This is a genomic window from Pseudomonas sp. 14P_8.1_Bac3 (genome assembly GCF_025466085.1).
Taxonomy (GTDB): Bacteria; Pseudomonadota; Gammaproteobacteria; order Pseudomonadales; family Pseudomonadaceae; genus Aquipseudomonas.
The window spans coordinates 82,621-99,750 of the sequence record NZ_JANLOD010000041.1 but is presented as its reverse complement, the minus strand read 5'-3'; the positions used below and the strand labels follow the sequence as shown (position 1 = coordinate 99,750).

14 protein-coding genes and 1 tRNA gene are annotated in these 17,130 nt (G+C 53.8%); 4 read left to right on the top strand and 11 right to left on the bottom strand.

The genetic code is table 11. The annotated features are described in order from the left end of the window. Positions 1 to 28: 28 nt before the first annotated feature. Entirely contained in the window at positions 29 to 739 is a 711-nt protein-coding gene (locus tag NTD84_RS11860; RefSeq protein ID WP_262165481.1) for an SDR family NAD(P)-dependent oxidoreductase, read from the top strand. 86 nt (positions 740 to 825) lie between these two features. Here NTD84_RS11860 and NTD84_RS11855 read toward each other — a convergent pair whose 3' ends face one another. Continuing rightward, positions 826 to 1,188 carry a DUF6124 family protein gene (locus tag NTD84_RS11855; RefSeq protein WP_262165478.1) on the bottom strand — a complete coding sequence of 121 codons (363 nt, stop codon included), beginning with the start codon at positions 1,186 to 1,188 and terminating at the stop codon, positions 826 to 828. A gap of 651 nt (positions 1,189 to 1,839) precedes the next feature. Here NTD84_RS11855 and NTD84_RS11850 point away from each other — a divergent pair. After that, the gene (locus tag NTD84_RS11850) at positions 1,840 to 2,130 is read left to right on the top strand and encodes a CopG family transcriptional regulator (protein ID WP_262165476.1); all 291 of its coding nucleotides are present in this window, start codon (positions 1,840 to 1,842) and stop codon (positions 2,128 to 2,130) included. Positions 2,131 to 2,520: 390 nt separating this feature from the next. Here the strand turns inward: NTD84_RS11850 and NTD84_RS11845 are convergent, their stop codons facing one another. The 10 genes from NTD84_RS11845 to NTD84_RS11800 form a co-directional block, all read right to left on the bottom strand. Beyond that, complete coding sequence (locus NTD84_RS11845) at positions 2,521 to 3,405, bottom strand: DUF4231 domain-containing protein (protein ID WP_262165473.1); 885 nt, start codon at positions 3,403 to 3,405, stop codon at positions 2,521 to 2,523. After that, positions 3,402 to 5,987 carry a TIR domain-containing protein gene (locus NTD84_RS11840; protein WP_262165470.1) on the bottom strand — a complete coding sequence of 862 codons (2,586 nt, stop codon included), beginning with the start codon at positions 5,985 to 5,987 and terminating at the stop codon, positions 3,402 to 3,404. The genes NTD84_RS11845 and NTD84_RS11840 overlap by 4 nt, the downstream gene beginning before the upstream one ends. 1,163 nt (positions 5,988 to 7,150) lie before the next feature. Further along, positions 7,151 to 8,308, bottom strand: coding sequence for an ATP-binding protein (locus NTD84_RS11835; RefSeq protein ID WP_262165468.1), 1,158 nt, complete (start codon positions 8,306 to 8,308; stop codon positions 7,151 to 7,153). A gap of 223 nt (positions 8,309 to 8,531) precedes the next feature. After that, positions 8,532 to 8,607, bottom strand: a tRNA-Thr gene (locus NTD84_RS11830). A gap of 119 nt (positions 8,608 to 8,726) precedes the next feature. Then, positions 8,727 to 9,971: a nucleoside deaminase gene (locus NTD84_RS11825; RefSeq protein WP_262165466.1), complete on the bottom strand. Its 1,245-nt coding sequence runs from the start codon at positions 9,969 to 9,971 to the stop codon at positions 8,727 to 8,729. 300 nt (positions 9,972 to 10,271) lie between these two features. Beyond that, positions 10,272 to 11,501, bottom strand: coding sequence for an SAM-dependent methyltransferase (locus NTD84_RS11820; RefSeq protein WP_262165463.1), 1,230 nt, complete (start codon positions 11,499 to 11,501; stop codon positions 10,272 to 10,274). Continuing rightward, positions 11,482 to 12,171 (bottom strand): ABC transporter permease, encoded by a 690-nt coding sequence (locus tag NTD84_RS11815; RefSeq protein WP_262165461.1) that lies wholly within the window; start codon positions 12,169 to 12,171, stop codon positions 11,482 to 11,484. Before NTD84_RS11815 ends, NTD84_RS11820 begins: the two co-directional genes overlap by 20 nt. Beyond that, complete coding sequence (locus NTD84_RS11810; protein ID WP_262165459.1) at positions 12,168 to 12,863, bottom strand: ABC transporter permease; 696 nt, start codon at positions 12,861 to 12,863, stop codon at positions 12,168 to 12,170. Before NTD84_RS11810 ends, NTD84_RS11815 begins: the two co-directional genes overlap by 4 nt. A 78-nt stretch (positions 12,864 to 12,941) precedes the next feature. Next, positions 12,942 to 13,688, bottom strand: coding sequence for an ABC transporter substrate-binding protein (locus NTD84_RS11805; protein ID WP_262165457.1), 747 nt, complete (start codon positions 13,686 to 13,688; stop codon positions 12,942 to 12,944). Positions 13,689 to 13,701: 13 nt separating this feature from the next. Next, positions 13,702 to 14,475: an ABC transporter ATP-binding protein gene (locus tag NTD84_RS11800; RefSeq protein WP_262165455.1), complete on the bottom strand. Its 774-nt coding sequence runs from the start codon at positions 14,473 to 14,475 to the stop codon at positions 13,702 to 13,704. 565 nt (positions 14,476 to 15,040) lie between these two features. On the opposite strand from NTD84_RS11800, the gene gabP reads away from it, so the two are divergent. Both gabP and NTD84_RS11790 read left to right on the top strand, forming a co-directional pair. Beyond that, positions 15,041 to 16,432 carry a GABA permease gene (gabP, locus tag NTD84_RS11795; protein WP_262165453.1) on the top strand — a complete coding sequence of 464 codons (1,392 nt, stop codon included), beginning with the start codon at positions 15,041 to 15,043 and terminating at the stop codon, positions 16,430 to 16,432. 362 nt (positions 16,433 to 16,794) lie between these two features. Beyond that, positions 16,795 to 17,121 (top strand): hypothetical protein, encoded by a 327-nt coding sequence (locus NTD84_RS11790; RefSeq protein WP_262165451.1) that lies wholly within the window; start codon positions 16,795 to 16,797, stop codon positions 17,119 to 17,121. Positions 17,122 to 17,130: the final 9 nt, after the last annotated feature.

The following is a 17,130-nucleotide window of genomic DNA, read 5'->3' as shown; positions in this document are numbered from 1 at the left end:
AATCATCATTTATGAGTGGAGGTTCATCATGAGCACTTCGAAAAAAGTCATCGTTATCACAGGCGCCTCTCAAGGTCTTGGCGCCGGCATGGTCAAAGCGTTCCGCGATCTGGATTACTACGTCGTCGCCACATCGCGCTCGATCAAACCGTCCACCGACCCGGACATCCTCACCGTGGCCGGCGACATCGGTCACCCGGAAGTCGCGCAAAAAGTCATCCGCGAAGCCATCGAACGTTTTGGCCGCATCGACACCCTGGTCAACAATGCCGGCATCTTCGTTGCCAAACCGTTCACCGCGTACACCGCTGAAGACTACGCCAACGTGCTGTCCGTCAACGTGAACGGCTTCTTCTACATCACCCAACTCGCCATCGCCGAGATGGAAAAACAAGGCAAAGGCCACGTCGTCAACATCACCACCAGCCTGGTCGACCACGCCATCGACGGCGTGCCGTCGGTACTGGCTTCGCTGACCAAAGGCGGGTTGAACGCGGCGACCAAATCCCTGGCCATCGAATACGCCAAGCGCGGGATTCGGGTGAACGCGGTGTCGCCTGGCATCATCAAGACACCGATGCATGGTGAGGAAACCCATGAAGCGCTGGGGAATCTGCATCCGGTTGGGCATATGGGTGAAATCAGTGATATCGCGCAGGCGGTTGTGTACCTGGACTCGGCCAACTTCGTGACGGGTGAGATTTTGCATGTGGATGGTGGGCAGAGCGCTGGGCACTAAGGTCTGGCGTTCCAAATTGCAGAAACGACAAAGCCCTCGTATGAGGGCTTTGTTTTGCGCGGATCGACTGTAGATCCGACCGCGTTCTATTCAACCGGGTCGAGATGGTCCAATGCGCGGTTCACCGAGATTTCTACATCGGAAATGATCATGTGAACGCCCAGCAGCGTATTGCGAACGGTGCCTGTCTCGAGGTCCGCCTTATCCATGATGATCACGCAAGCCGACGCCAGCGCCTCACTGGAAAAGCCCAGCAGTTCTTGCAGATCGACTTCTGGGTTGACGGTGAACATCTTGCATGGGGTGCGTGGGATGGTTTTGATGTGGGTGAAGGAGGAGTGATGGTCGTCGATGTCGTGGTTGGTGGCTTTGTCGGACTTTGCTGGATTTTGACTTTGATGCGGCGCTGCTTTGTCTGCGTCTGGGGGATCAGGGGTTACCTTGCTCATATTTGATTTCCTTGTTGGTGCCAACCGTTTCCGCCGCTAAGCGAAAAGGGTGGCAGCTGCACGCAGGTTAGCGGACCGGGGAAATCAGCAAAGCCGGTGCGCCCGAGGGCGCCCTGCGCACAGCCACCATCAAACCGCAGGCATGAAAACGCCTTTGATGGATGATGCATGTGCAGCAGATTTACCGCGGGCCGCTAAGCCCGGCCACTGATGAGCAGTGGCGGAGGTAACGGTAAAACCCATGGCTAGGCTGCACAAGCCGGCGAAGTCTGGCGTACCTGTAGGCAATGACGCAAGGTTGTGTGGCTTACAAGAAGTGAAGCTAAACGCAGTTAAACAGCTGGCCTAGGCATGTAATACGTCCCACGCCGGAGGCTTCATGGGGTGCTTTTCGAGCGTGAGTTGAGAAAATTTCTCACAATGAAAGAAGTGGGCGGGTGGACTCGCAGCCGCCGAGCTCAAGGTGCTGGCAATAACGGGTAGGAAGTCATTTAGCTGGTATCTATTTATCTCGCGGTTCTCTGGCGAGCGTTGCTTATTAAAATCTGGCTCTACTGCGAAAAATTGTGAGATATCGTCGCGGCAACCTGCTAATCCAAGTGAGCGCTTGCCCGTGTAGGATGTTCATCAACCGCCACCATCGAGGCTGCCATGACCGGGATATCTCTGAACCTGCCGGAAGACCTTTCGAACTCGCTCACCGATCTATCTAATACGAATGGCCAAACCGTGAGGTATCTGGCGATGGATGTGCTTCGCGACTACATCGAGCACGAGAGAGCTTTGACTGCGCAGATTGAACTGGCGGTACAAGAGGCTGATGAAGGAAAGTTCGCCACCAATGACCAAGTTGCGTCAATGCGCGCCCGCCGCTGGAGCCAGAATGCGGAAGTGTCGGTAAGGAGCGCTGGCGCCACGGTACTTATGGAACGAAGATCATGACGGCGGTGGAGTTGTGGAGGCGGGAGCTTCGATTGCCGTTGTGGGCAAGGACCATCGGCAAGAATGCTGTTTGGGTGAAGTTGTTTCTTTTTAGTTTTTGAGAAAGGCAGCTTTTGTCTCGGCGCGTAGATTGTCGATTTGCTTGACGTTCATCGCGAAAAAATTCGCTACCCGGATTGCAATGTGCGGACGGAAAGTGGACGTCCCAGAAACAACAAAGCCCTCGTATTTCTGCGAGGGCTTTGTTTTATATAGTGCGACACTAGGAGTAGTAGCTACTACTAACTATCTGGTTGTTGTGTTTTTATTATATGTGAGAAGATTTTTCTCTATTTAACTATCCTTTGACCAAAAATCCCAGTCATGGAAAAGTAGGGAGCAAGCTGGAGCTTAAATTTTTCTGATATATCTACGTTTTGCTGCCCATTGCGTATGCTCGCGTGAGAATAACGATTCTGCGTCATTGACGAAGGCAGAAAAATTTTCGCGGCTAGAGATGTCATGAATATCTGAATGTAGAAGTTCAATTTCACCGTGAGTTAATGAATAGGCTGCGGCCAGTTCGCTGTATTTTTTTGACTCAATCCAACCAATAAGAGCTGTTGAAATCGCAATAAGTAGGCCTGTAATCGGCAATGTGAAACTAGTGTCAGTCTCTTGCCATGCAGAGCAGAGAACTGCAAAAAAGTTACAGGTAATGAATGTTGCAAAAAACACTCGAGACATCGTTGAGTTGCGCTTTGCTTTGGTTGAATACCACTTGAGTTGGGGGGTAAGTCTATTTTCAATATAGGTGGTGATGTTATCCGTTGATAGGTCCTCAGCATGCTTGATTTCTGCAAGTAAAGGGTCGTTCTTATTTAGGTGGAATTTATTAGAACCTATGAGGCTATTACTTTCTAAACATGCCGCCTCTAAACGCTCCAGAAGCAACAGGCCCTGCTCCACTCCAGAGCTATTGAATGGTGCCGCGCCCATTCTATAGCGCCAAATTAAAGTTTTCACTGTTTCCGATAGCGATCTCGCGGCGTACCACTTTTCTTCGAGCGAGAGTTTTTTTGTGATTATCGCTAGTAAAATGCTTGCAGATAAAAGAACAGTCTTTGGATAAAGATTGCTCAGCCACTCGATCTTAAAGGCTTCAATTCCTGCTGCTGCAACTAAAATAATTAGGTTCGCAATGAGTAGAGCGTGGTTTGCCTTTTGATATACAGAAGAGTTTGTTCTGGCCTGCATATAGATACTGGGGTATTGGAAGTTTAATTCCTTGCTCATTTTTTTGTGTCCAGCATTTTGGATTTCTTATCCAGATCTTGCTGTTGCAGCTTTTCCATTGGTAGGCTTAAGTAAGAGGATATTTTTTGCTTATCTCGATACTCGACTGGGAACATATAGATATGCTGAATTACAATCTCCTTCAGTATCCGATCGCATACTATGTTGCCCTTAAATTCGTTTGCCAGTCGTTCGAGGGTTTCATGGTCAACCTTTTTATGAAAGTCTAGTTCTATCGCTTGGTTTATAAGCTTTATAGCTGGCGTTGGTGTTTCTGATTCGATGGCACGGTAAATTTCTTCAGCTTCAACACAGCCAGTAGAGCTGGCAATTTTTCTTACAACTGCATAAATAGCGCTATATGTGAAAAGGAGAAAAGCGCCTCGAGCTTCCTTCTCAATTGCAAAGTTTGTTTGAGATGGATTTTCGCGAATCTGCTGCGCGATTGTTTGGATTACCTCTTCTTTTGCGATGTCTGATATATCTATAAAGAATTGCAGAAATCTAAGTCCGCAACTGTATGATTCTTTTAATAGGGTCGATAGTTCCGACTTGTTAAGGGATGCATGTCGGTTTCGTACAATTTGCCCAATGAGTTCGGATCCTTTGAAAACCTTATTGATATTTGCAAACAAGCTATTATCGTCACGATCCTCGGGCTGAGGGCCTGTTATTTCAATTTCACTATCTTGTTCTGCTTCCAATGACTGTTGGTGTTTTTCACGTTCCTCTTGGATTTTTCGCTCTTCAATTACTAATTTCGGAATTTCTTTCAAGAACTCTTCTAGGAACGCGGTGTCCTTCGCCTCTAATGTTGCGGGCGCATGGTCGCTAAAAAGCTCCATTAGGCACATTTCTATTTCATCGAGAATCCAGCTCTCTTTTGTATGGTGAGTGATGAAGATAATTATATTCGCGTAGTCTTCACGATGCAGCCCTTCTAAGAGCTTTTTGATCTCTGTCTTTATAAGCTCGCTTTTGCTGAACGAGTCAGCTATCTTTTTGGCTGCAAAGAAGTAGTATATATATGGATACTTGAATGAGATCAAGTTGTCTTTTGATGCTAAGATGTTGCACTTGTGAAGATCTTCTGTAACTTTAGTGCGATCGACGCTTAAGTATTCTTGCGCGTAACTATCATAAAAACTTGACAGGGTGCTCGTAGTAAGCGGTTTTCCTTCGTTCTTGTACTGAGCCCATGCAAGCTCAGTCATTACATTCATGTATTTATCAATTTCTTTTTGCTTGATGTCAATTCGTTCTAACGCTTGGTAGACTAAGCTCTGATAGCAGTGGCCGTGGGATGTCATATCTAAGCGTTGCGATGTATAGGCTTCAAGCATTTGAAGTATGGATAAAATGAATATGGGCTTAGACGGAATAAGCTTTTTCCGAATTATTGAATTGATTTTTGTAGTTATTTCGTCGCATTCCTTATACATCGCGGCTTCATCCAGAGATTCTTCGACACCCAAAGAAACCCATCGCTCTATAAGTTTGGCGCGCTTAAAATTACCGAAGTCATTGATCTGATAAATATTGAAAATTTCCAGTTCTTCATGATCTGGTATTACGTATCGAAATGTGTCTTTGGCAAAAAAAACTAGTGCCGGGTATGTGGATTTTAGCGTTGATATTAACTGGTCGAAATGTTTATTGTTTAGTCCGTGCAGATGTATATCGTCGATAATTACAGTGATATTTTCTGTGGAGGACTTTTTAAGTTGTTCTGTAGATGTGTGCTGTTCGGCTAAACGCTTCTCAATGAGTGCGTTAATATTTGCAGAGCGCACTTCGCAACCATTTATATACACGGATAGATGGCCGGCTTCATTTATTTGACGGCAGAGGAATTTAGCAAGTGACGTTTTTCCGGCTTGCTCTTCTCCGATGACGATGGATAAATTTGAATCTTTTATTAAATTGTGTGCGCTTATGCTTTTTCTTATCTTGCTAGTGAAGCTCTTATTTACTACAAGAAGATCCGGTTCTTCGTATATTTTGCTAAGCTTAACCTTGTCCACAACACGGTGCGTTAACGTCACTTCCGTATCATCGAGCCAATGTTCATGAGACTCGGAGAAGCTGGGTTTTCTGCCATTGTTAGTCACTAATTCATTCATCGGCCTAGCCTCTAAGTATTCGGCGATTGCTGAACGTAAACCTTCGACTACATTTTTCCATGCTTCATCTTTGTCTTGCCATTTGTTCACTGGCTTTCTATCAGTGGGTAAGCCTTGTAATTCTTCTACGACTGAGCCTTTTACATCTGTGACGCGAATATATACTGGTATGACTCTGGTGAGTTTTAATTTATGTCTCTCTAGTGCTACACTCATCTCTTTATCGTAGCAGTATTCTGAGTATATGAAATCAGGGCTCACTAGCAACAAAACAATATCGGCGGCCTCAAGTTGTTTGTCAATTTCGTTTCTCCATGAGCTACCTCCGGTAATCTTTCTATCAGTCCATGCGGATATTTCGCCCTGTCGTTGCATATTGGTTAAGTACTTTACAAGGCTATCGTGAAATTCTTGATCTTCATGGCTGTAGCTGATAAAAACATTTACTAGAGAAGCCATTTTTTTTTCCTGTGCACAAAGCGGTTTTTAATATTATTGATGGCTCTAAAAGGCTGTCAGGCACCTAGTACAAAATTAGGGGCTTTAGTCTAATATTTCGCGAATTTGTTTTAGAAAATCTTTGGAGTAGATGTTTTCTGGGCGCGTTAACATATGAGTTGAACGCCGCTATCAGATTTTTTTCAGTACGAATGAAATTATTCAGCAAGACAGATGTGAAAAATTTAAATTTTCGGTGGGTTTGATAGGCTATTTCTATGACTGTTGAAGCTGGCCCTATCAGGGAGTCATCGCTTTCCAATGCGAATCGAAATGTCATTTTCTGTCCCGTCCGATGGGTTTATTAAGTACTGTCAGTATGCCACCGTCGGCGCGATAAAAAAAAGCACCATGCTTGATGAGGGGACTTGGGTATCCAGCCGTCCTGTTATGTTCACCATTCCTGCTCATGTCCCTGATGCGTCGAAGCGAACGGGCCTATGACTGCTATGTTCAAAAGCCTCGATCACAGACATACATATATCCCCCACGTCATCCCGCCAAGAATGCTGAGTGTTATCAGGGATCAAGTCCCCTGCGACCTGTGGGAATGTCCATCACGCGGGACTGACGCCTCTTTACGAACGGGAATTTGGACATGATCTGGCCTCTTGAATACTTCCAAATAAGTGGGCGGGGTGCAGGCTGCACTGGCTGACGAGACCAGCGCCGCGAGATCCTGAGTCGGATGAAGGCAGTGAAGCGATGACCGGGGCATGCCTGACTGTCAGTCAGGTGCAGTCCATTCCGTGGGCTGCGGCTCCATCATCTGCATCGCTGTTGCTGGTGACTTCGGTGTTTGTCACACCGATTGTCACGAGGGGGAATGCCGCAATGCCTTGTACGAGTTGGGCTGCAGTAGCGATAGGAGCGCCCGTCTCTTTCCGGGAGAAAGAGACGGGCGCAGGTTGGCGCACGGGAATGGCCAAGCGGATAGGTTGCTGCAGGGCAGCTATGAAAGGGAATGAGTTGCCGCAGTGGGCATACTGATAAAAGTAGGCATCCATCACATCGCTGTGACCCTGCGAGCCACCGGACGCTAATCGCACTTTGGGAGAACCACCACCGTGTGGCGTAGCCTTAAAGGTTGTGCCTACCTGGGTCGCTGTCGTTTAGCTCGCCCTCTAACTCCCCTCAATCAAAGCCCGCTCCTCCAGCCAAATTTCTTGGACAAACTGATCCGTAATCGCGTAAATGCCATGCCCGCGCCGCATGATGATGTTCTCCGCTACCAGCGCAATCACCACCGGTTGAATCTCTTCAACCCGCACCTCGCGCCCCACTGACTTTGAATACTCTGCTGCCGCATCGGTGGAGAAGATCCCGCGTGCATCGCCTTCTGTAGAGGCGATTTTATTGAAAATTGCCAGAGCCAAACTGCCCAGTTGCTCGACTTTCTGTAGCTCAATGCTCGCAGCCGCCGAGCGCAAGGTGCTGGCAATTACGGGTAGGAAGAGGTCGGGTTCACCGTCCTGCTGCAAGAGTTGACGCAGGGCCTTGAGCATTTCCTCAGGTCGATTCCCCAAGGTGTTGAACGCCTCGATGGCGACTTCGAGGGACGGCAGCTTTTTCTTGTTCACCGTCATGGCGAGTCGGTTGAGCAGGAACTCCACGTAATCACCGCCCAGCACCGGGTAGGCGGTTGACGTGGCGCCGGAAAACGCCTGGTTGCGTTTGGCGGTTAATTCGCTTACTTGCGCCCTGTGCGAGCCGGTTCCTATAAACAGGAAGTAACCTGGCGTACCTGGGCGCGGGTTGATGGCGTCGCGTGCGGCCTTGAGTGCCAGAAGCAGCTGGTTGCCATCGTCAGAGGACATTGCGTGCTGCACTTCGTCGATGATCAGTACCAAATCGGTCTTCGCCTGATCGACGACCTCTGTCAGTGCTTGCGCCAGCGTGGGGCCGTCGGCGTTACCAATGTTGTCGAGTTTGAACCCGAATTTGAATCCCGCAGCGCCAACATCAACGTTGCTGACGCGCTTGAGGACGTCTAGGACGGAAGAGCCCGGCGTCTGCAGGTCTTTCAATGTTTTATAGATGGCGTTGTGCACGAGCGTAGCCGGGTTGGCCAGGGTGTCGCTCCATAGGTCGACGTAGATGACCAGAGCGCCTGCTGCTTCCAAGGCAGGGATCAGGTCATTTCTCAGAAAAGTCGTTTTGCCTGTGCGGCGCAGGCCAGAGAGGAACAGGCCTGAGCGTAGACCTTCATCAAGTACACCAGGATGAAGAAGCTGATTTGCCATTGATTCAGCCAGTTCAGGGCGCTGAAAGATGCTGCTCATGCAATTATCCCTTTTTATGGATACGCCATAATTATTGCTATTTCATAATTTAGCATAAAGCTTGGAAAGTGAATCTTTGATGCAAAGTCATTGATTCGGGAGGTTTTGATAAGTTGGAAGTGATGCGAAATAGTGCGAGGGGGGTACTACGAAGTGTTTCCAGAGACATTAATACCCCAGAAACAACAAAGCCCTCGTATTTCTACGAGGGCTTTGTTTTATATGGTGCCGGCACCAGGAGTCGAACCCGGGACCTACTGATTACAAGTCAGTTGCTCTACCAACTGAGCTATACCGGCGTGTTAGGGCGACGATTATAGCGATTGGATAGCTTCTGTAAACCCCTGAATTCAGACTATTTTTACGCAGCCGTCAGACCCGCCCCGCATATCCTTCTGCGGGGCCGGCCCGCCTTGCATCACACGCCGTTTTTCACGGCGTTGATCAGGTCCTGGCTCAGCACCTGCGCGGGGGCGACTTGTACGCTTTGGGTGTAGAACGGCGGCAGGTTCTGGGCCAGTGTCGATAACGCTTGTGCGGTGGTGTTGCCCGGCAGCAGCACGTATTGCAGGTTGGACGGATAGCTTTGCGGCACGGGGCCTTCCATGGTCGAGCCATAGGCGCCGAAGGTCATGACGGCTTGCGGTGTGGTCGGGTCGGGGGCGTAGAGGAAGACGAAGGCGCCGTACTTCGGATGCGTCAGGTATTGCCCGGCCTCGGCGCGAACGGCGGGGTCGGGATCATTCATCAGGGTCCAGCGCATGAGCGCATAACCGCGGGTGGTTTCCATAAAGGCTGTACGAATGGGCGACTTGTCCTCGGCGCCGGCCAGGCAGGCCAGCAGGTTGCCGAACGGATCAATCAGCGCGACCGAATTGAACACTTTGCCCTGCTGCGCTGTTTTCAACAGCGGCGGGGCAAGCTCCGCGCCGGGGTCGCGTGGGTTCGCCGATTGCACGGTCAGCGCAAACGGACTGAGCGCGGTGAGTGCCTGGCGCACTTTGCTGGTGGCGGGCAGGTTGGCGGGGTTTTGCAATTGATCTGGTGGCAAGCCGCTATTGTTGCTGGCTTCACGCACGGTGTTGACGCTCGCGGAGAAGATCGAGCTGCAGAGAAAATACGCCGGCGAATCGATGTACTGACCGCCAAACACCGGGGCGGTCGTAGAACCTTGATAGGCACGGCTGACCGGTGCCGCGACGCCGTAGTAACCCCACGTAGCTTGCGCTTGCAGGCGGATTTTCGGCGGCAGTGACGGGAAGGTGAACTGGCTGTTGTAGTTGATGCCGGCGTAGTCATCGATCGCGCTGACGGCGACGTTGAATCCTGCAGTCAGCAGCGAACCGGCGCACATGGCGCACGGGTCCAGCGTGGTGACGATCGTTAGCTGATCGGGCGGCGGCAGGTTCAGTGGTGCGACATTGTCGTAGTACCAGTCCACCAGTTGCCGCTCGCCGTGGGCGGTCGGGTCATGGGGTAGAAAGTAGGGGGTGCCGCTGCCCGGGAATGGCATCAGCACGTTGTTGTGCATGGCGGCGATGACCTCGCCCGTTGCGTTGTTGATGATGGCGCCGCCGACGGCGAAGGTTTGCTGCAGCGCCGCCTCGATGGCTTCGTTGGCGACGGTATCAACGGCTTCCTGCGCACTGTTCAATGTGCTCATGTTTGCTTAGCTCCATGCTAGTCCCTGATGTCAGAGAATTCTGACGCTTGGCAAAGATAGTCGAGGATTTCCAGGTCGTTTATGTTCTTTTGGCTTAACGCTTATGCACAACGGGCAGTCGAGCGCACTTGACTTGGCTCGAAAATGTGGACCCGTTCTCATTTGTGCGCAAATGCCTGTTTTTTCGGTTTTTTATCAGGGTGTACGAAAATTGAACAATAGCGTTTCACCCCTGAAACAGGCGCGAATATTGGATCCACGATAATTCCATCAACAGAGTTATCCACAGGCTGGAGCGAGTTAAGTGCGCTCTGCGAGCACCAGCAGGTTACGCGGTGTGAGCGGGGTTTCGCAGAAGGTTCCGAGGCGAACGGCATAACCCTGCTCGGAGAGGAAAAGAGCCCTATCGAGCACCAGCCAAAGCTCCAGCGGGCGTCGGAAAAGTCCGCGCAGCAGCTCCAGATTGCGCACTTGTGCGAGTCGCTGCCAACCCGCGGTTTCGACGGCTGACCAATCCTGCGGGCCGATTGTGGATAACTCCTTAAATGCGGCCAAATGATGGCAGTACTCGGAGAACGGTTTATCCAGCCATGTAGTCGGCAACGAGGGGGTGGGCAGGTATTCATCGACGCCGCGCAACTGCCGTTGCAGCAGGTCGAACCCGAGGCGGCGGGCCATGGATGTGTCGCGCTGACGTCGGACGCGCGCACCGGCGGTGACGGTTTCGCTCATCGGCAGCAAGAGATCGTCGAGGTTCAGCTGTAGGACAGAGCGCGCTGCCACCGAGGACATCGGCTGATAGTCGCTCCGACTGATTCGGTTATAGCAGCAAGGCGACACGGCCAGTTGTTTGCACCCGACGGCGCTGGCGAGCTGGATCAACCGCACATGCAGATCACCGCAAGCGTGCAGCGCCACCGGCGTGTGGTCGCAATTCAGTAATGAGGCGGTACTGGTCGCGAGCACATCCTGCTCGACATGCAGCGCGTGCAAATGATGACGTTGGCTAAGTGCCTGGCCGCTCAGGACCAGCGCCGGGTCATGTTCAAGGCAGGTGAGCTGTTGACCAGTCTGCAACAACCGTCGACCCAAGTGGCCTTTGCCAGAACACCAATCCAGCCAATGCGTCGGCGGTGTGGCAAACGAAAGCCGACTAGCAAACGCCTCGATCTGTTGCCACTTGCGCCCCGGCACATCGACGTTCAATCGATGCCCGGCCGCTGCAAGTGTATGAGTCGGCAGTTGACCCAGCGTGCTCAGCTCAAGCGACAGCGCCGCCAAGGTTGCAAACGGCTCCGGTGCGTCCAGAAGCGCTGGTTGGTGATGGGCGTTTTCTGCATCCTCAAGCGACCTGCCGCGTAGCCATGAAGCCAAATCCGGGTAGGACGTTTCCCAAGGAAGCCGTAGATGAGTAAACGGTCGAGGTTTCCACAGCGCCTGATGCTCGATCAGAAAAGTATCCAGCGCCATGAAACGGGCGAGCAGGGCCTCGCCCGTCAACACCTGGGAATCAACGCCCCTGGCAGGCATCGACGCGCAACCAGCGCTCCAGCAGCTTGAAGCCGCGGACCAGCACGTAGGCCATCAACAGATAGAACATGCCCGCGGCGAAGAAGATCTCCACCGGCAGATACGTGCGGGCAATGATGGTGCGCGCCATGCCGGTCAGTTCCAGCAGGGTCACGGTGCTGGCCAGGGCACTGGCCTTGAGCATCAGGATCACTTCGTTGCTGTACGCCGGCAGGCCGATGCGCGCGGCACGGGGCAGGATGATGTAGAACAGCGCCTTGGCCCGGGACATGCCCAGCGCCCGTGCTGCTTCAATCTCGCCCGGTGGAATCGCCTGAATTGCACCGCGCAGAATCTCGGCGATATAGGCGGCGGTGTGCAGCGTCATGGTGGCGGTGGCGCACCAGAACGGATTGCGCAGGTACGGCCACATCGAGCTGTTACGGACCGCGTCGAATTGCGCCAGGCCGTAGTAGACCAGGAACAGTTGAACCAGCAACGGCGTGCCGCGGAAAAAGAAGATGTAGCCGTAGGGAAATGCCCGCACGTACCAGCGTCGCGACGAACGCGCGATGCCCAGCGGGATCGCCAGCAACAGCCCGGCAATCACGGCGATGGCCACCAGTTCCAGGGTCAGCGTCGCGCCCTGAGCCAGTTTCGGCAGCCACTTGATGATGACTTCCCAGTTCATTGGGCGCTCCTCGCGAAGCCGCGTGCGGCGCGTTTTTCCATGAAGTGCATGCCGGTCATGGCGAGAATCGTCAGGCCCAGGTACATGAACGCGGCCACCATATAGAAGGTGAACGGTTGCTTGGACACGGTCACGCCGATTTGCGCATGACGCATGATTTCTTCCAGGCCGATGACCGAGACCAGCGCGGTGTCTTTCATCAGGATCATGAACAGGTTGCCAAGGCCGGGCAGGGCGATGCGCCACATCTGCGGCATGATCAGCCGGGTGAAGATGCGCAGCTTCGACAGGCCCAGGGCCACGCCAGCCTCACGGTGACCTTTGGGGATTGCCAGGATTGCGCCGCGAAACACTTCCGTGGCGTAGGCGCCGAAGCACAGGCCCAGGGCAATCACGCCGGCAGCGAAGGCACTGAGTTCAAGGCCGGGATTGCCGAACAGTTCGCCCAGGGCACGCATCATGTTGACCGTGCCGAAATAGATCAACAGCACCCAGAGCAATTCCGGGATGCCGCGGACCAGTGTCGAATAAGTGCCGCCAAGCCATTGCAGCGGCTTGTACGGGGAGGTCTTGGCCAAGGCGCCGAGCAAACCGAGCACCAGCCCGAGGCACAGGGCCGAGAGTGCCAGTTTCACAGTCATCAGCGCGCCAGCGGCGAGCGCCGGGCCGAATCCGTAGAGGTCGATAATCATGGATTTCTTTTCAAATCGCGGCAGGCAATGCCAAGGACGGGCGCCGTCAGTGAGCGGCGCCAGTCAGGCAGGTCAGGATCAGTAGATGCTGAACGGGAAGTACTTGTCGTTGATCTTTTTGTAGGTGCCGTCAGCAACGATTTCTTTCAAGGCGAGGTTCAGTCGCGCGCGAAGCGGGTCGCCTTTTCTTACAGCGATGCCGATCTTGTCGCTTTCTTCCACCGGGTCGCCTTTGAATTCGTAGGATTTGCCGGCGTCGCTTTTCAGCCACTCGTAGTTGACGTATTTGTCCGCGAGGATGCCGTCCAGTCGACCGGAAGTCAGGTCGAGGTAGGCGTTTTCCTGGGTGTCATAGAGTTTGGTTTCAACGCCTTCCATGTGGTCTTCCATCCAGGTGCCGGCGAGGGTCGCGCGTTGCGCACCGATCACTTTGCCTTGCAGGGAATCCTTGTCGGTCTTGAAGTCGACGTCTTTCTTGGCGATGAATTGCAGCTTGTTCGAGTAGTACGGGTCGGTGAAGTCCACCGCTTGCTTGCGCTCGTCGGTGATCGACATCGAGGAGATCAGGAAATCGAACTTCTGGGCATTCAGGGCCGGGATGATGCCGTCCCAGTCGGAGGTGACCACGGTGCACTCGACTTTCATCTTGGCGCACAGGGCGTCGCCGATTTCCTTGTCGAAGCCGACGACATTGCCACTGGCATCTTTGTTGTTGAACGGCGGGTAGGCCGCTTCGATGCCCATCCTCAAGGTCTCGGCGGCGGCACCGGCGCTGAACGCCAGGGTGACGGCGGCAGCCAGGAAGATTTTTTTGAAGTTCTGCATGCGGGTAGCTCCGTTAGCGGTTGCTGGACATGAATTGTTTGCAGCGCGCCGAAAGCGGGTTTTCGAACACCTGCTGTGGCGATCCTTGCTCTTCTACCAAGCCCTGGTGGAGGAACACCACTTCGCTGGACACCTGACGGGCGAAGCCCATTTCGTGGGTGACCAGCAGCATGGTGCGACCTTCTTCGGCCAATGCGCGGATGACATTAAGTACTTCCTGGACCATTTCCGGGTCAAGGGCGGAGGTGGGTTCGTCGAACAGGATCACCTTGGGTTGCATCGCCAGCGTGCGGGCGATGGCGGCGCGTTGTTGCTGGCCGCCGGAGAGTTGCGCCGGATAGGCGTGGCGCTTGTCGGCAATGCCGACCTTGGCCAGCAGGGCTTCAGCCACTTCAGTGGCTTCGGCCTTGCTCTGGCCGAGCACGCGGCGCGGTGCTTCGATGATGTTGTCGAGCACGCTCATGTGCGGCCACAGATTAAAGTTTTGAAACACAAAACCAATCTCGCTGCGCAGGCGATTGATCTGCTTGCCGTCGGCGGCGACCAGTTCGCCGTTCTTGGCGGCTTTGAGTTTGAGTTCTTCGCCGGCCACCAGGATCTGGCCCTGCTGCGGATTTTCCAGCAGGTTGATGCAACGCAGGAAGGTGGACTTGCCGGAACCGGAGGAACCCAGGATCGAGATCACATCGCCGTCGCGGGCGGTCAGCGAGATGCCTTTGAGCACCTCAAGCTGTCCGTAGCGTTTGTGCAAGTTGCGGATTTCAAGCGCGGGCGCGGCCTCAGCCATGTGCATTCCTCATAGTGTTTCGCTCCTGCTGTTGGCGGGCCTTCCTGGCGAGGCGGCCAACCTAGCATAGCGTCTGAACGGCAGCCAACAGCGCTACGGGCGGTAAACGGGCGGTGTGTGGCCGGTTGTCGCATCGGTACAGCAGACTGTCGCGCTGCTATCAACCGAACAGCCGTTTGAACAGCGGCTTGCCAATGAAAAGCGCGGTGGGTTGCGCAAAAAGGGCGCGATGTTGCCAGCTTTGGCCGGGTGTTGGAAGCGCTATCCGGCCAAAGGGTCTCTATCCGCACTTTTATCGTGCGTCGAGCCTTTTTTCTGCGTGTTTCCGGTGCGCCGATTCGTTCTTGAAAGTGGGTCGCAGGGTAACGTTCTGGCGAATTGCCATTAATCTCAATGGGTTGCGATGACTGTCCGGTCACGCCACAGCCCCCGCGCTTGACCAGTCTGTAACATTTTGGCGCAATTATTGCGTGCAGAATCCAGAACGTCCCGTTGGTTTCTTTTTACGAGAAGGAACACCAGACGGGATGGATGCACATCGCTTTCCCTTACAAAGGTAGTTTCAATGAGCAGTACCCCAAGCTCCAATGGCCTCGAACAGGGGCTCAAACCGCGTCATGTGACCATGCTGTCGATCGCCGGGGTTATCGGTGCCGGCCTGTTCGTCGGCTCCGGCCACGCCATCGCCGCCGCAGGCCCGGCCGTGCTGTTGGCCTACGCCGCTGCGGGTGCACTGGTCGTTCTGGTTATGCGCATGTTGGGCGAAATGGCCGTCGCCTCGCCGGACACTGGCTCGTTCTCGACTTACGCCGATCGCGCGATCGGTCACTGGGCCGGTTTCACCATCGGCTGGCTCTACTGGTGGTTCTGGGTGTTGGTGATACCGCTGGAGGCCAACGCCGCCGCAACGATCCTGCACGCCTGGTTCCCGAATGTGGCGATCTGGGCGTTCACGCTGGTCATCACGTTGCTGCTGACGATCACCAACCTGTTCAGCGTGAAGAACTACGGTGAATTCGAATTCTGGTTCGCCCTGGTCAAAGTCGTGGCGATCATCGGTTTCATTGGTCTCGGCATTCTGGCGATCTTCGGCTTCCTGCCGACCAGTCAGGTCAGCGGTGTGTCGCACCTGTTCGACACCCAAGGTTTCCTGCCGAACGGCATGGGCGCGGTGCTGGGCGCGATCCTGACCACCATGTTCTCCTTCATGGGCACCGAGATCGTGACCATCGCGGCCGCGGAATCGAAGAATCCGGGCCAGCAGATTTCCAAGGCTACCAACTCGGTGATCTGGCGGATTGGCTTGTTCTACCTCGTTTCGATCTTCATCGTCGTGGCGCTGGTGCCTTGGAATGACCCGGTACTGGCTGCCGTAGGTTCTTACCAGACCGTGCTGGAACGCATGGGCATCCCGAATGCCAAGCTGATCGTCGATATCGTGGTGTTGGTTGCCGTGACCAGTTGCCTGAACTCGGCGCTCTACACCGCTTCGCGCATGATGTTCTCGTTGGGCAAGCGCGGCGATGCGCCGGCCGTTTCCCAACGCACCAACAAGAGCGGCACGCCGTACTGGGCCGTGATGCTGTCGACCGCTGCTGCGTTCCTCGCGGTATTCGCCAATTACGTGGCCCCGGCCGCCGTGTTCGAATTCCTGCTGGCCAGTTCCGGCGCCATCGCCCTGCTGGTGTACCTGGTGATCGCGTTTTCGCAACTGCGCATGCGCAAGCAGCGCATGGCCCGCGGTGAAAAGATCGCCTTCCGCATGTGGCTGTTCCCGGGCCTGACCTATGCGGTGATCATCTTCATTATCGTGGCCCTGACCGTCATGCTGTTTCAGGAAGCCCATCGCGTGGAAATCCTCGCAACCGGTGTACTGAGTCTATGCGTGGTGGCTGCTGGTTTGTTCGTGGCTCGCCGCCGTCGCAATGAGCCATTGGTTGCCGCCGTGACGCGCTGAGTCTCACGGCCGCTGTCGCTGTACCTGAAACGACCGCCATCAGAAATGATCGCGGTCGTTTCTGCTTTCATTCAAGCGCTTTATCGGTTGGCCTGGTGATGGACACGATGATGTCTAAATAGTAGCCTTCTCGCCGAATGTGTATCTCGCTGTTGCGGGTACGATGGAGTTTCAGGACATGGATTGTTCGACGCCCCCAGCCTTCCCGGCTAAAGCCCCCGACTTTTTTGCCTGCTCTCTCATCTGCCGCGTTTCACAGATGCATTTGCGTGCGCCTGCCGTTTGCGTGGCAGCCACGGCCAGCGCTGCATGGAGATAGCCCGGCCATTCAGCCAACCCATTGGGGCATCAAGGAGACAGGCATGGCGTTTACATCGGTTGTGTTCAAAAACCCTAACACGGGTGCCATGAAGGAAGCCCCGATCGGCTTTTCGTGGACCGTGTTTTTCTTTGGCTTCATTCCGCCGCTGTTCCGTGGCGACATCAAGTATGCAGCGATCATGTTCGTCCTGGCCTGCTTCACCTTCGGCCTCAGCAACTTCGTGTTCATGTTCATCTACAACAAGCTCTACGTGCGCGACCTGATCGGCGCCGGCTTCAAGGCTCAATCCATCGCCAGCGGCGACCTGAGCTACGCCAGCGCCAAGATCGGCATGGAAATTCCACGCCTGGATGCTGTTGCTGCCTGATGGGTGTTT